13 protein-coding genes are annotated in these 14,372 nt (G+C 70.0%); 11 read left to right on the top strand and 2 right to left on the bottom strand.

The window, feature by feature from the left end; all coding sequences use genetic code 11:
- Positions 1-868: uroporphyrinogen-III synthase (locus AOK17_RS24120; protein ID WP_055614633.1), on the top strand; the 868-nt coding region annotated here is incomplete at its 5' end.
- Here the strand turns inward: AOK17_RS24120 and AOK17_RS24115 are convergent.
- Entirely contained in the window at positions 817-1,398 is a 582-nt protein-coding gene (locus tag AOK17_RS24115; protein ID WP_055614629.1) for an anthrone oxygenase family protein, read from the bottom strand. The genes AOK17_RS24120 and AOK17_RS24115 overlap by 52 nt on opposite strands.
- A gap of 244 nt (positions 1,399-1,642) precedes the next feature.
- On the opposite strand from AOK17_RS24115, the gene AOK17_RS24110 reads away from it, so the two are divergent.
- From AOK17_RS24110 to AOK17_RS24085, 6 genes are all read left to right on the top strand, one after another.
- On the top strand, positions 1,643-2,242 hold the full coding sequence (locus AOK17_RS24110) for a CGNR zinc finger domain-containing protein (protein WP_055614628.1): 600 nt from the start codon (positions 1,643-1,645) through the stop codon (positions 2,240-2,242).
- 196 nt (positions 2,243-2,438) lie between these two features.
- Positions 2,439-2,960, top strand: coding sequence for a sigma-70 family RNA polymerase sigma factor (locus AOK17_RS24105; protein WP_010039908.1), 522 nt, complete (start codon positions 2,439-2,441; stop codon positions 2,958-2,960).
- Positions 2,961-2,998: 38 nt separating this feature from the next.
- The gene (locus AOK17_RS24100) at positions 2,999-3,769 is read left to right on the top strand and encodes a zf-HC2 domain-containing protein (RefSeq protein WP_055614627.1); all 771 of its coding nucleotides are present in this window, start codon (positions 2,999-3,001) and stop codon (positions 3,767-3,769) included.
- A gap of 82 nt (positions 3,770-3,851) precedes the next feature.
- Positions 3,852-6,323: a HelD family protein gene (locus tag AOK17_RS24095; protein WP_055614626.1), complete on the top strand. Its 2,472-nt coding sequence runs from the start codon at positions 3,852-3,854 to the stop codon at positions 6,321-6,323.
- Positions 6,324-6,729: 406 nt separating this feature from the next.
- Positions 6,730-8,145: an NAD-dependent malic enzyme gene (locus AOK17_RS24090; RefSeq protein ID WP_055614625.1), complete on the top strand. Its 1,416-nt coding sequence runs from the start codon at positions 6,730-6,732 to the stop codon at positions 8,143-8,145.
- A 512-nt stretch (positions 8,146-8,657) separates the two neighbouring features.
- Positions 8,658-8,939, top strand: a complete 282-nt coding sequence (locus AOK17_RS24085) for an HU family DNA-binding protein (protein WP_007382399.1) — start codon at positions 8,658-8,660, stop codon at positions 8,937-8,939.
- Between the two features lie 182 nt (positions 8,940-9,121).
- On the opposite strand, the gene murA is transcribed toward AOK17_RS24085, so the two are convergent.
- The gene (murA, locus tag AOK17_RS24080; RefSeq protein ID WP_055614624.1) at positions 9,122-10,468 is read right to left on the bottom strand and encodes a UDP-N-acetylglucosamine 1-carboxyvinyltransferase; all 1,347 of its coding nucleotides are present in this window, start codon (positions 10,466-10,468) and stop codon (positions 9,122-9,124) included.
- Positions 10,469-10,719: 251 nt separating this feature from the next.
- Here murA and AOK17_RS24075 point away from each other — a divergent pair, with 251 nt between their 5' ends.
- The 4 genes from AOK17_RS24075 (at position 10,720) to AOK17_RS24060 (ending at position 14,346) form a co-directional block, all read left to right on the top strand.
- Positions 10,720-11,292: a YqgE/AlgH family protein gene (locus AOK17_RS24075; RefSeq protein WP_055614623.1), complete on the top strand. Its 573-nt coding sequence runs from the start codon at positions 10,720-10,722 to the stop codon at positions 11,290-11,292.
- A 29-nt stretch (positions 11,293-11,321) separates the two neighbouring features.
- Entirely contained in the window at positions 11,322-11,618 is a 297-nt protein-coding gene (locus tag AOK17_RS24070; RefSeq protein ID WP_055614622.1) for a DUF3039 domain-containing protein, read from the top strand.
- Positions 11,619-11,959: 341 nt separating this feature from the next.
- Positions 11,960-13,246, top strand: a complete 1,287-nt coding sequence (locus AOK17_RS24065; protein ID WP_055614621.1) for an extracellular solute-binding protein — start codon at positions 11,960-11,962, stop codon at positions 13,244-13,246.
- 5 nt (positions 13,247-13,251) lie between these two features.
- The gene (locus AOK17_RS24060; RefSeq protein WP_055614620.1) at positions 13,252-14,346 is read left to right on the top strand and encodes a carbohydrate ABC transporter permease; all 1,095 of its coding nucleotides are present in this window, start codon (positions 13,252-13,254) and stop codon (positions 14,344-14,346) included.
- Positions 14,347-14,372: the final 26 nt, after the last annotated feature.

Raw genomic sequence — 14,372 nt, 5'->3', positions numbered from 1 at the left:
CCCTTCACCTTCGGTCCGCGGAGTCGAGCTGCTCGCCCGCGGACCGAAGGTGAAGGGCTCGATACGGGCCCAGGGGCTGACCGAGGAGTGGTCTCCGTCCTCCGAATCCATGGCCGAGGTGCTCGACCGGCTGCTGGAGGAGGGAGTCGAAGGGCGCCGGATCGCCGTCCAGTTGCACGGTGAGCCGCTGCCCGGGTTCGTCGAGTCACTGCGGGCCGCGGGCGCGGACGTCGTCGGTGTGCCCGTGTACCGGTGGATGCCGCCGGAGGACATCGCGCCCGTCGACCGGCTGCTCGACGCCACGGTCACCCGCGGTGTGGACGCGCTGACCTTCACCAGCGCCCCGGCCGCCGCCTCGCTCCTTGGCCGCGCCGAGGACCGCGGGCTGCTGCCCGAACTGCTCGCCGCCCTCAACCACGACGTGCTGCCCGCCTGCGTCGGCCCGGTCACCGCGCTGCCGCTGCAGGCCAGAGGTATCGACACGGTCCAGCCGGAGCGCTTCCGGCTCGGCCCCCTCGTACAGGTGCTGTGTCAGGAACTGCCGTCCCGGGCGCGAACGTTGCCGATCGCCGGTCACCGGGTGGAGATCCGGGGGCACGCCGTGCTGGTGGACGACATGCTGCGGCCCGTGCCGCCCGCCGGAATGTCGCTGCTGCGCGCGCTGACCCGGCGCCCCGGCTGGGTGGTGGCCCGCGCCGAGCTGCTGCGGGCCCTGCCCGGCGCCGGCAAGGACGAACACGCAGTGGAGACCGCGATGGCCCGGCTGCGTACGGCGCTGGGGGCGCCCAAGCTCATCCAGACCGTCGTCAAGCGCGGCTACCGGCTGGCGCTCGACCCGGTGGCCGACTCCAAGTACGGCGACGACTGACGACCGCTCCGGCCGTGCCGCCCGTACAGCACCAGAGCCCGCGCCAGCAGGCCGAATGCCACGATGTGCAGTACGGCGCGCACGACGTTCCAGGCCACCCACGGGTCCTCGAACTTCTCGCGCACCGCGGCCGGATCGGTCATCGTGGCCGGATCTCCGGCGTCCATGATCTCGTTGTTGAGCGGGATGTTGAAGACGACGGTCACCAGGAACGCGAGCGCGTAGACGACGAGTGCCGCGAACACCCACACCCGGATCCGCGGCGAGCCGCGCAACTGCCAGGCCGAGAAGGCCGTCAGCAGCAGCGCGCCGTTGAAGCTCAGGAGGAACACCGGGTTCTGGATGACGTCGTTGATGTTCTGGATGACCTCGATGTACACGCGGTCGTCGCTGCGCGCCAGCGCCGGCATCACGTTGTTCGCGTACGCGTAGAACAGCCCGGCGACCAGACCCGTGACGACCGTGGCCGCGACCAGTACACCCCCGGCGGTCGAACGCCGCCCCTTGTTGCTCTCTGTGGTGGTTGCCATGTCTTTCAGTCAACCGGCAGGCACCTGCGGACGACATGCTTCGGACGCGCGCCCGCATAAGCGGACGTCCAGCCGGGGAGGGCCGGGCGGCGCGAGGGAGGGTACGGCCCGGCGCGGGGCTTCCCGCCGCGCGCGGGGGAAGGCACTGTAGGGAGTACGGGCCACGCACGGCCCCCTCCCGTACCCCCACTCACGACCACTCACCGACCCCGCATGGCGGCAACCCCAAGGCGGTGACAGGCACATGGCACTGGGCACGGCCACAGCCACGGCCTCGTACGAGCTGCGGTTCGACTCCGGACGGATCTGTCTCGATCTCCTGGCGACCACCCACCCCGAGGAACGGCTCGACTCGGCGGAGCCGTTGCGGGCCTGGATCACCGGATCCGGACTCGTCCCGGCGGGCACGCCGCTCGCCCCCGTCGATTCCTCCTGGCTCGTCGGGTTTCGCGAACTGCGCGGGCATATAGGTCAGTTGGTACGCGCGGAGCCCTCCCGGGACTCCCGGCCCTTCGGTATCGCGCTTGCCCGCGTGAACGAACTCGCCCGCACCGCACCGCCCGTGCCGCACGCGGTGTGGGACCCCGGCGGCTCGCTCGTACGCGCCCTGGACGGCCCGCCGGACCCCGCCGCGCTGCTCGCGGCCATCGCCCGTGACACAGTGGAACTGCTGACGGATCCGGCCGCCCGCGCGAGCATTAGGCAGTGTGAGGGAGACAACTGCCCCATCGTGTACCTGGATACGTCCAGAGGGCGTCGTCGCAGGTGGTGCTCCAGTGAGGTGTGCGGGAACCGCGAACGCGTGGCCAGGCACCGGCGCAGAGCAGCCCTCGCGCGGGCTTAGAGTTCACCCGTGAAGGTGAGCCCCCCAACTTCCCCACACTCTCCTCACAAAGAATGCCCGTCACTTTGAACACAGCCGCGCCTGCGCCCGTATCCCGGGATGAGCGACCGACTGGGGGATCCCCCGGACACCGGAGGTAGGCGTGCGCAAGGATTCCGCCGTGGCCGATGAACGATTGCCGAGGGCCCGACATCGTATGTCCCAGCCCTCGGAGCCGGACGAGGAGCTGATGCGTGCGCTCTACCGTGAACACGCCGGGCCTCTGCTCGCCTATGTGCTGCGGCTGGTCGCCGGGGACCGGCAGCGCGCGGAGGACGTCGTACAGGAGACGCTCATCCGTGCCTGGAAGAACGCCGGACAGCTCAACCGAGCTACCGGTTCGGTACGCCCCTGGCTTGTGACGGTCGCTCGGCGCATCGTCATCGACGGGCACCGCAGCCGGCAGGCCCGGCCGCAGGAGGTGGACCCGTCGCCGCTGGAGGTCATTCCCGCGGAGGACGAGATCGACAAGGCGTTGTGGCTGATGACACTCTCTGACGCGCTCGACGACCTGACCCCCGCCCACCGGGAGGTACTGGTCGAGACGTACTTCAAGGGGCGTACCGTAAACGAGGCCGCCGAAACCCTGGGGATACCCAGCGGCACGGTGCGCTCACGGGTGTTCTATGCCCTGCGTTCGATGAAACTCGCACTGGAGGAGCGGGGGGTGACGGCATGAGCACATACGGGGGATACGGAACGGGTAGTCCTGGACCCATGCAAAGTTCGCAAGGGCAGGGCGATGTACACGAGACGGTCGGTGCGTATGCGCTGGGCATCCTCGACGACGCCGAAGCCACCGCCTTCGAGGCTCACCTCGCGACCTGCGAGTGGTGCGGCCAGCAGCTCGACGAACTCGCCGGCATGGAGCCGATGCTCGCCGCCCTGGCCGATCTGCCCGCCGCTCAGGGCACTCCGGCCATAGGCGAGTCGCTCGCCGCCCGCCCGAGCCCACAGCTCGCGGACCGGCTGGTCGGCGAGGTCGTGGAGCGTAGGGTCCGCGCCAAGCGAAGCAGGCGTGCCTTCTTCGGGCTCGCGGCCTCGCTGATCATCGGCGGCCCCATCGTCGCGATCGCGGCCACCGGCGGCGAGACGACCCAGGAGGCCAAGCCCCTGCAGTCCGCCAGCCCCGCCAAGGACGCCTTCACGCACATGACCGACAAGGTCAAGGCCACGGACCCGACCACCAAGGTCAGCGCCGTGGTGGGCATGGAGGGCAAGGCCTGGGGCACCCATTCGGTCCTGGAGCTGAAGAACGTCAAGGGCCCGGAGAAGTGCTCCCTGATCGCCGTCGGCAAGAACGGCGAGCGGGAGACGGCGACCACCTGGGCGGTCCCGAAGTGGGGCTACGGCATCAAGAACGCCACCACGGAGCAGGCCAAGAGCCCGCTCTACGTGCACGGTGGCGTCGCCATGAACCCCGAGGACATCGACCACTTCGAGGTCATGACCTTCGCCGGCAAGAAGCTGGTCGAGGTCGACGTGTAGGCGATCAAGAGCGGAAACGTAGCCTCCCGGGCTCCCCTTCGCGTACGGTTGACGGCTGCGATGCACGTCAGAAGGGGGCCCGGTGGCGGCTCAGGTTCAGCAGGAAACGGCGTTCGATCCGGTGGGCGACTCCGTGCGCGACCAGGAGGTCGGAGTCGAGCAGGAACACCTGGATCGGGTGTACCGGCGCCTTGAGGAAAAGATCCACGAGGCGGAGTTCCTGATGAACGACGCCGCCCAGCGCGGCCAGGTCGGTACACCCGGAGCACTCGCGGAGCGTGACGCGCAGGTGTTCCGGGCGGGGATCCATCTCAACCGCCTGAACAACGAGTTCGAGGACTTCCTCTTCGGAAGGATCGACCTCCTCCTCGGCAAGGACGGCAAGAAGGGCCCGGACGGCGCGTACACGGCGGTGGAACCCGCCGAGGGCGCGGTACGGCCCGACAACACCGCCGAGATCGCGGAGACCCTCCACATCGGCCGTATCGGCGTCCTGGACTCGGACTACTCGCCGCTGGTCATCGACTGGCGGGCCCCGGCCGCCGCGCCGTTCTACCGCTCCACACCGGTCGACCCCGGCCGGGTGGTACGCCGCCGGGTCATCCGCTCCAAGGGCCGCAGGGTCCTCGGGGTCGAGGACGACCTGATGCGCCCGGAGCTGAAAGCTTCCCTCTCCGGCCGCGAACTGCCGGTGATCGGCGACGGCGCGCTGATGGCGGCGCTCGGCCAGGCCCGCAGCCACACCATGCGGGACATCGTCGCCTCCATCCAGGCCGAGCAGGACATGGTCATCCGGGCCCCCGCCGCATCCGTCACGTACGTTGAGGGCGGGCCCGGCACCGGCAAGACGGCGGTCGCCCTGCACCGGGCCGCCTACCTGCTCTACCAGGACCGCAGGCGGTACGCGGGCGGCATCCTGATCGTCTCGCCCACGCCCCTGCTGGTCGCGTACACCGAAGGCGTCCTGCCGTCCCTCGGCGAGGAGGGCCAGGTCGCCATCCGCGCGGTCGGCTCCCTGGTCGACGGCGCCGAGGCCACGCTGTACGACTCGCCGGCGGTGGCCCGGGCCAAGGGCTCGTACAGGATGCTCAAGGTGCTGCGGAAGGCGGCGCGAGGGGCGCTGGAGGCACCGGGCGAGCCGGGCCAGGGGTCCGCGCGCGGCAGGCGGAACGGACAGGCGGGCCGCAACGGCCGGAACGGCCACAACGGCGCGGCCGGTCAGCTCGCGTTCGGCGACCCGGACGACGGCTTCGCCGACTCCGGTGACTCCGACGGCTTCGACGACGAATCGAGGGCTCCCTCCACCACGTCCACCACCCGTCTCCGTGTCGTCGCCTTCGGGCGCCGGCTGGAGCTGGAGGCACCGGAGCTGGACCGGATCCGCCAGAACGCGCTCTCCGGGACCGCCCCCGTGAACCTGCTGCGCCCGCGCGCCCGCAAGCTGCTGCTCGACGCCCTCTGGGCGCAGTCCGGCGCCGGGACCCGGCACACGGACGCCGAGCTGGCGGCCGAGCTGCGCTCCTCGTTCGACGAGGACGTCAGCTCCGAGGACAGCTTCATCGAGTTCGTCGACGCCTGGTGGCCCGAGCTGGCACCGAGTGCCGTTCTGGAGGCCATGGCCGACGAGAAGCGGCTCGGTCGCTGGGCGCGGCGGATCCTCAACCCCGGTGAGGTCCGGCGGGTCGCCCGCTCCCTCAAGCGGGACGGCCTCTCCGTCCACGACGTGGCCATGCTCGACGAACTCCAGGCGATCCTCGGCACCCCGGCCCGCCCCCGCAGGAAGCGCGACCTCGACCCGCTCGACCAGCTGACGGGCCTGGAGGAGCTCATGCCCGTACGCGAGGAGACGCAGCGCGAGCGGGCCGAGCGGCTGGCCCAGGAGCGCACGGAGTACGCCCACGTCATCGTCGACGAGGCGCAGGACCTCACGCCCATGCAGTGGCGCATGATCGGCCGCCGCGGCAGGCACGCCACGTGGACGGTGGTCGGCGACCCCGCCCAGTCCTCCTGGTCGGACCCGGACGAGGCCGCCGAGGCCCGTGACGAGGCCCTCGGCACACGCCCGCGCCGCCGTTTCGAGCTCACCGTGAACTACCGCAACCCGGCCGAGATCGCCGAGCTCGCCGCCAAGGTCCTGGCCCTGGCCATGCCCGGCTCCACCTCGCCGTCCGCGGTGCGCTCCACGGGCGTACGGCCGCGCTTCACCGCCGTACGGGACTCCCTGGCCAAGACGGTGCGGGAAGAGGCCGCGCGGCTGCTCGACCAGGTCGACGGCACGGTCGGTGTCGTCGTCGCCATGAACCGCCGCGCCGAGGCCGCGCGCTGGCTCGCCGGGCTCGGCGACCGCGTGGTGGCGCTGGGCAGCCTGGAGGCGAAGGGCCTGGAGTACGACGCCACGGTGGTCGTCTCCCCGGCGGAGATCGCCGACGAGTCGCCGGCCGGGCTGCGCGTGCTGTACGTGGCGCTGACCCGGGCCACCCAGCAGCTCACCGTCGTCTCGGCCGACCGCGACGAACCGGACACGAACGGGGTGCCGGACCTGTTGCGGGACTGACCGGGGCCAAGCTCGCGGTCCGGCCATCGGGCCGGACCGGACCGGGTCCGAAGAACCTTCTCCGTGAACCTCCGGTACGGGAATTGCCTTACGGGGATCGTTTGTTACGGTTGGTGTGACACCGGCCCGATCCAAGCCCCCGGGCCCAACCTTCGTCGCTACGAGCGACCACTTGCCGCGAGGCGAGCATGGCGGGTCGGTGTCATTGAACGTGTTCCGTTCGACGTGTCGTGAGCGGGAAGAGAGGCCCCTGTCACCCAGTGACAGGGGTCTCTCCTTGGTTGAGAACAAAACGTTCGCAATCCAGGGCGGCTACCACGTACTCCGCGGTAGGTGCGACGATCGGACGGCAAACCCGCGAACCAGTAGCGCTCGCAGTACCCGGTGAAAGCAGAGGAAGTCGGCCATGGCAACGGCGCCCAGCGTCTCCTACTCGATTACGGTCCGGTTGGAGGTGCCCGCGAGCGGAACCGCGGTCTCCCAGATCACCACGGCCGTGGAGTCCCACGGAGGCTCGGTGACGGGCCTCGACGTGACGGCCTCCGGCCACGAGAAGCTCCGGATCGACGTCACCATCGCGGCGACGTCCACCGCCCACGCCGACGAGATCGTCGAGCAGCTGCGCGGCATCGAGGACGTGACGCTCGGCAAGGTGTCCGACCGTACGTTCCTGATGCACCTCGGCGGCAAGATCGAGATGCAGTCCAAGCACCCGATCCGCAACCGTGACGACCTCTCGATGATCTACACCCCGGGCGTGGCCCGCGTGTGCATGGCGATCGCCGAGAACCCCGAGGACGCCCGCCGTCTGACCATCAAGCGCAACACCGTCGCGGTCGTCACGGACGGCTCGGCGGTGCTGGGCCTGGGCAACATCGGCCCGATGGCCGCCATGCCGGTCATGGAGGGCAAGGCGGCCCTCTTCAAGCGCTTCGCCGACATCGACGCCTGGCCGCTGTGCCTGGACACCCAGGACACCGACGAGATCGTCGCGATCGTCAAGGCGATCGCCCCCGGCTTCGCCGGCATCAACCTCGAGGACATCTCGGCCCCGCGCTGCTTCGAGATCGAGGCCCGTCTGCGTGAGGCCCTCGACATCCCCGTCTTCCACGACGACCAGCACGGCACGGCGATCGTCGTGCTCGCGGCCCTCACGAACGCGCTGCGCGTGGCGGGCAAGGCGATCGGTGACATCCGGGTCGTCATGTCCGGCGCGGGCGCGGCCGGTACGGCCATCCTGAAGCTGCTGATCGCCGCCGGCGTCAAGCACGCCGTCGTCGCCGACATCCACGGTGTCGTGCACGCGGGCCGTGAGGACCTCGTGAAGGCCGCCGCCGACTCGCCGCTGCGGTGGATCGCCGACAACACCAACCCCGAAGGGGTCACGGGGACGCTCAAGGAGGCCGTGCGCGGCTCGGACGTCTTCATCGGCGTCTCGGCCCCGAACGTGCTGGACGGCGACGACGTGGCCGCCATGGCCGAGGGTGCCATCGTGTTCGCGCTCGCGAACCCCGACCCCGAGGTCGACCCGGCGATCGCCCGCCAGACCGCGGCCGTCGTGGCCACCGGCCGCTCCGACTTCCCGAACCAGATCAACAACGTGCTGGTCTTCCCGGGTGTCTTCCGCGGTCTGCTGGACGCGCAGTCCCGCACGGTCAACACGGAGATGATGCTTGCTGCCGCAACCGCCCTGGCGGACGTGGTGACCGAGGACGAGCTCAACCCGAACTACATCATCCCCAGCGTCTTCAACGACAAGGTCGCGGGCGCCGTCGCGGGCGCGGTCCGCACCGCGGCGAAGGCGGCGGGCGCGACGGCCTGAGCCCCTTCAGGGGCGCGGGGAACCGCGCAGCCCTCAGCCCGTCCGGCGATCCAGGAGCGGGCGTTCGGGGGCGCTGCCCCTGAAACGGGCGGGACTGGGTAGGGGAGGCGAGGGCGGGGAAATTCCCCGCCAGGTGGCGACTGTGACGGTTGCCACCCGGCCCCCGTACCGGCGCGTCGCCGGACGTGGGGCGTCAGGCCGCCTCTAGGGTGGCGGCCATGGCTCAGTCCCTGAGGGCCCACCAGGCCTTTCAGGCCCTGCGGTCCGCTGCCGGGAACCGACGGAGCGTCACCAATTCGAGGCCGTGGCGCTTTTCGTGTGACTCCCAGGGGTGCCGGATTGGCTTTCCCGCCGCAGGTGGGGGCAGGATGCGTCTTCGGGCGCGAGGGTCCGGCCACGGACCCGGGTCCGGGGACCGACGAGGAACCTGGCAGCATCGGCTTCGACGTGCCCAATATGCGGCTCCGCCGCGTGGCACGCCTCAACGGCAAGAAGAACACGGGAGTAACAACATGAACCGCAGTGAGCTGGTGGCCGCGCTGGCCGACCGTGCCGAGGTGACCCGCAAGGACGCCGACGCCGTTCTGGCCGCCTTTGCCGAGACCGTCGGTGAGATCGTCGCCAAGGGCGACGAGAAGGTCACCATCCCCGGCTTCCTGACCTTCGAGCGCACCCACCGTGCCGCTCGCACCGCGCGGAACCCGCAGACCGGCGACCCGATCCAGATCCCCGCCGGCTACAGCGTCAAGGTCTCCGCGGGCAGCAAGCTCAAGGAAGCCGCCAAGGGCAAGTGACCTTGCCGTCTACACCTCGCGGGACGGTGTTCGGCAGGTAGTAGCAGGTAGGTAGGCAGTAGCAGTAGTAAGTGCGATGGGGCGGCACCCGGATTCCGGGTGCCGCCCCATCGCTGTTGCGCTTACCAATGGCCTCAAACGCCGGCCGGGCTGGATATGGCGCCCGGCCGGGCCGAGTCTCGCTACCCGAGCGCCTTGCCCGGCAGTTCCACCTTCGCGCCCAGTTCCACGAGCTTCTCCATGAAGTTCTCGTAGCCGCGGTTGATGAGGTCGATGCCGTGGACGCGGGACGTGCCCTGGGCCGCCAGGGCCGCGATGAGGTACGAGAAGCCGCCGCGGAGGTCGGGGATGACCAGGTCGGCGCCCTGGAGCTTCGTGGGGCCCGACACGACCGCCGAATGGAGGAAGTTGCGCTGGCCGAAGCGGCAGTGGGAGCCGCCGAGGCACTCGCGGTAGAGCTGGATGTGTGCGCCCATCTGGTTGAGCGCGGAGGTGAAGCCGAGACGGGACTCGTACACCGTCTCGTGAACGATGGAGAGGCCGGTCGCCTGTGTGAGGGCGACGACGAGCGGCTGCTGCCAGTCCGTCTGGAAGCCCGGGTGGACGTCCGTCTCCAGCGCGATGGACTTCAGCTGGCCGCCGGGGTGCCAGAAGCGGATGCCCTCGTCGTCGATCTCGAAGGCACCGCCCACCTTCCGGTAGGTGTTCAGGAACGTCATCATCGAGCGCTGCTGGGCGCCGCGGACATAGATGTTGCCTTCGGTCGCCAGGGCCGCGGAAGCCCACGAGGCGGCCTCCAGGCGGTCCGGCAGGGCCGCGTGGGTGTAGCCGCCGAGCTTGTCGACACCGGTGACACGGATGGTGCGGTCGGTGTCCATCGCGATGATCGCGCCCATTTTCTGCAGAACGCAGATCAGGTCCTCGATCTCCGGCTCCACGGCCGCGTTCGACAGCTCCGTCACGCCCTCCGCGAGGACGGCCGTCAGCAGCACCTGCTCGGTCGCGCCCACGGACGGGTACGGCAGCGTGATCTTCGTGCCGCGCAGCCGCTGCGGAGCCTCCAGGTACTGGCCGTCCGCGCGCTTCTCGATCGTCGCGCCGAACTGCCGCAGCACCTCGAAATGGAAGTCGATCGGCCGGCCGCCGATGTCGCAGCCGCCCAGGCCCGGGATGAACGCGTGCCCGAGGCGGTGCAGGAGCGGACCGCACAGGAGGATCGGGATACGCGACGAGCCCGCGTGCGCGTCGATGTCCGCGACGTTCGCGCTCTCCACGTGCGACGGGTCCATGACGAGCTCGCCCGGCTCCTCGCCCGGACGGACCGTCACACCGTGCAGCTGCAGCAGCCCGCGCACGACCCGCACATCACGGATGTCGGGGACGTTGCGCAGTCGGCTCGGAGCACTACCGAGCAGCGCGGCGACCATGGCCTTCGGTACGAGGTTCTTCGCACCGCGGACACGGATCTCGCCCTCCAGCGGGGTTCCGCCGTGGACAAGGAGTACGTCGTCTGAGCCGTTGACGGTCATGTATCTCGCGTTCCGGTTGATTGGGCAGGGGCGAAGAAGCAAGCGTAATGGCCGCCTACCCCCCTTCAGTAAGCCCAAGGGCGCCCCAGGGACGTCATAGCTTTGCCACAACACGAACCGCTCCTAAACGGACACACGGGGTCACCGGCGAGGGCGTGCGCTCCACCTGCATCTGTACGCCCTGAGCTGCATTCACCCGGGTACGGGTATTGCCTCCCCCTGCACGGGGAAGATGCGGGATCATGTCTCGCATGACCGAGGTGTCCTCGCTCACAGGGCGGCTGCTCGTGGCCACGCCCGCCCTGGCGGACCCGAACTTCGACCGTGCGGTGGTGCTCCTCCTCGACCACGACGAGGAGGGCTCCCTGGGTGTCGTCCTCAACCGCCCCACACCGGTGGATGTGAGCGACATCCTCTCGGGCTGGGCGGATCTCGCGGGCGAGCCCGGCGTGGTCTTCCAGGGCGGCCCGGTCTCGCTCGACTCCGCGCTCGGTGTGGCGGTGATCCCGGGGGGCGCGTCGGGGGAGCGGGCTCCGCTGGGCTGGCGCCGGGTGCACGGGGCGATCGGGCTCGTGGACCTGGAGGCCCCGCCGGAGCTGCTCGCCTCGGCCCTCGGTTCGCTCCGGATCTTCGCCGGGTACGCGGGCTGGGGCCCCGGCCAGCTGGAGGACGAGCTCGGCGAGGGCGCCTGGTACGTGGTGGAGTCGGAGCCCGGAGACGTCTCCTCGCCCTCTCCGGAACGGCTGTGGCGCGAGGTGCTGCGCCGCCAGCGCAACGAGCTGGCGATGGTGGCCACGTACCCGGACGACCCTTCGCTCAACTGATGCCCCGCGGCTTCAGTACTCTTGCGTCTATGAGCACTCTTGAGCCTGAGACCCAGCCCCAGCGAGGCACTGGGACGGGAACCCTCGTAGAGCCGACGCCGCAGACGTCGCACGGCGACGGGGACCACGAGCGCTTCGCCCACTACGTCCAGAAGGACAAGATCATGGCGAGCGCGCTGGACGGCACGCCCGTCGTGGCGCTCTGCGGCAAGGTGTGGGTGCCGGGCCGCGACCCGAAGAAGTACCCCGTGTGTCCCATGTGCAAGGAGATCTACGAGTCCATGGGCGCCGGCGGCGACGAGGGCAAGGGCGGCGGCGACAAGTAGCGCCCCCTGCGCGCCCCCGGTGACTTCCCGCCCGGTGCGGGGCGCCGGGAGCAGTGGTGCCTTGTCGGTGGTCCAACCCTTCGCCGGGTGGACGGGTTTGCAGTGAGCGTGGGCCCCGGATGTGCTCTTTGGGCGCTTCCGGGGCCTTTGTACTGCCCGTGCATGGTGCACTCGTTGCACGGAGTGCTTCGAGTGGTCACAGAGTGGTTGAGACCTCTTGTGGCCATGTTCATGTAGTCCATAGCCTCCGACGTGTTGTGCAGCGCAAAACCACCATTGCACGTGCTGCAACGCGCTCCCCCGGAGGACGCCCCGTGAAGCTCTCGAAACTCTCTGCCCGAATGGCCGCCCCGATAGCCGCGCTTGTCGTCGCCGGGCTCACGGCCACCGCCTGTGCCCCCGAGTCCTCCGACAACTCCGGGGGCAAGGACGAGAAGAGCGGCACCCTGCGGGTGTGGCTCTTCCAGGAGGTCGACACCGCACCGAAGGAGAAGGTGGTCGACGGTGTCGTCGCCGCCTTCGAGAAGGCCCACAAGGGCACGAAGGTCGACGTCCAGTACATCCCCGTCGAGACCCGCGCCGAGAAGATCAAGGCCGCCTTCAACGACCCCAAGAGCGCGCCCGACCTCATCGAGTACGGGAACACCGACACGGCCGGTTACGTCAAGGACGGCGGACTCGCCGACGTCACCAAGGAGTTCACGGACTGGAGCGAGTCCAAGGACACCGACCCGACCGCCAAGCAGTCCGTCACGGTCGACGGCAAGATCTACGGCGCCCCGTACTTCGTCGGCGTCCGCGCCCTCTACTACCGCACGGACGTGTTCGAGGAGCTCAACCTCGAAGTACCCAAGACCCAGGCCGAGTTGATCAGCACCGCCAAGGCGATCCGGCAGGCGAAGCCGGAGCTGTACGGACTCGCGGTCGGCGGCGCCTACACGTACGGCGCGATGCCGTTCATCTGGTCCAACGGCGGCGAGATCGCCGAGGGCAAGGGCGGCTCGTACGCCTCGACCATCGACAGCACGGACGCCCAGAAGGGCATCAAGGCGTACACCTCGCTGTTCGGCGACGACAACTGTCCGGCCGCCAAGTGCGCGGGCATGGGCGGCAACGACACCGTCACCGCGTTCGCCTCCGGCAAGGCGGGCATGGCGATCGGCGGCGACTTCAGCCACGCGGCGATCGAGGCCGGGAAGGTCAAGGGCAAGTACGCGGTCGTGCCGCTGCCCGGTGTGAAGTCCGGTGAGATCGCTCCCGCGTTCGCGGGCGGCAACAACCTCGGCGTGCTGAACAGCACCTCGCACCGCACGCTCGCCGTCGACCTGATGGAGCAGCTCGCCTCGAAGAAGTCGCAGGACGCGCTCTTCGACGCGATGGGCTTCCTGCCGACGTTCACGGACGTACGCCAGGACGTCGCGAAGCGCGAGCCGTTCGTCGCGCCCTTCGTGAAGACCCTCGGCGCGGGCGCCAAGTTCGTCCCGGCCTCGCCGGCCTGGTCCCAGATCGACGCGTCCCTCGTACTGCCGACGATGTTCCAGGAGGTCGTCAGCGGGCGTAAGAGCGTGGACGCGGCCTCGAAGGACGCGGCGAAGAAGATGAACGACGCCTTCAGCTCCGCGGGGTGACCCGGATGACGAACCGTCCGCTGCCGGGGGCCGCCCCGCCGCCGGGCCCGTCCGCGCAGCCGGCCTCGCGCGAGGGCGGGCCGGACGGGGCGCAGCCCGGGGTCGCGGCCCCGCCCGCGCCCCGGCAGGGCGGGTCCGGTCCGGCCAAGGGTGCGTCGCCCGCACCCGTCCGCACGGCGGCCCGCCCGGGCCGCCGTGGCGGCGGGGGCCGCAAGTCCCCGCTCGCGCGGGGCGGTTGGACGCCCTGGCTCTACCTCGCCCCCGCGCTCGTCGTCATCGGCGGGCTGCTCGTCTACCCCGTCTACCAGCTCGGGCTGATCTCGTTCCTGGAGTACACGCAGGCACAGGTCAGCGGCGGGGAGCCGGCCACCTTCCAGGGGTTCGGCAACTACGCGACGCTCTTCGGGGACCCGCAGTTCTGGCAGGTCCTGCTGGCCACCGTGCTGTTCGCCGGCGCGTGTGTGGTGTCGACGCTCGCGGTCGGCTGCGCGCTCGCCGTCCTCCTGACACGTGTCCGTGCCGTGCCGCGGCTCGCGCTGATGATGGCCGCGCTCGGCGCGTGGGCGACACCCGCGGTGACCGGGTCGACGGTGTGGCTGCTTCTCTTCGACCCCGACTTCGGTCCGGTCAACCGGATCCTCGGGCTCGGCGACCACTCCTGGACGTACGGCCGTTACAGCGCCTTCGCCCTCGTCCTGCTCGAAGTGGTCTGGTGCTCCTTCCCGTTCGTGATGGTCACGGTGTACGCCGGCATCCGCGCCGTACCGGCCGAGGTGCTGGAGGCCGCGTCCCTGGACGGCGCCTCCCAGTGGCGGATCTGGCGCTCGGTGCTCGCCCCGATGCTCCGGCCGATCCTCGTGGTCGTCACCATCCAGTCGGTCATCTGGGACTTCAAGGTCTTCACGCAGATCTACGTCATGACGGGCGGCGGAGGCATCGCCGGCCAGAACCTCGTACTGAACGTGTACGCCTACCAGAAGGCCTTCGCGTCCTCCCAGTACAGCCTCGGCTCGGCGATCGGAGTGGTGATGCTGCTGATTCTGCTCGCCGTCACGCTCGTATATCTGAGGCTGATCAGAAGGCAGGGGGAGGAGCTGTGAGTTCCGCAAGTCCCGTGAAAACAGAA

Source organism: Streptomyces phaeochromogenes (genome assembly GCF_001418655.1).
Lineage (GTDB): Bacteria > Actinomycetota > Actinomycetes > Streptomycetales > Streptomycetaceae > Streptomyces > Streptomyces phaeochromogenes.
The sequence above is the reverse complement of the archived record's forward strand: the minus strand, read 5'-3'. Positions and strand labels throughout refer to the sequence as shown.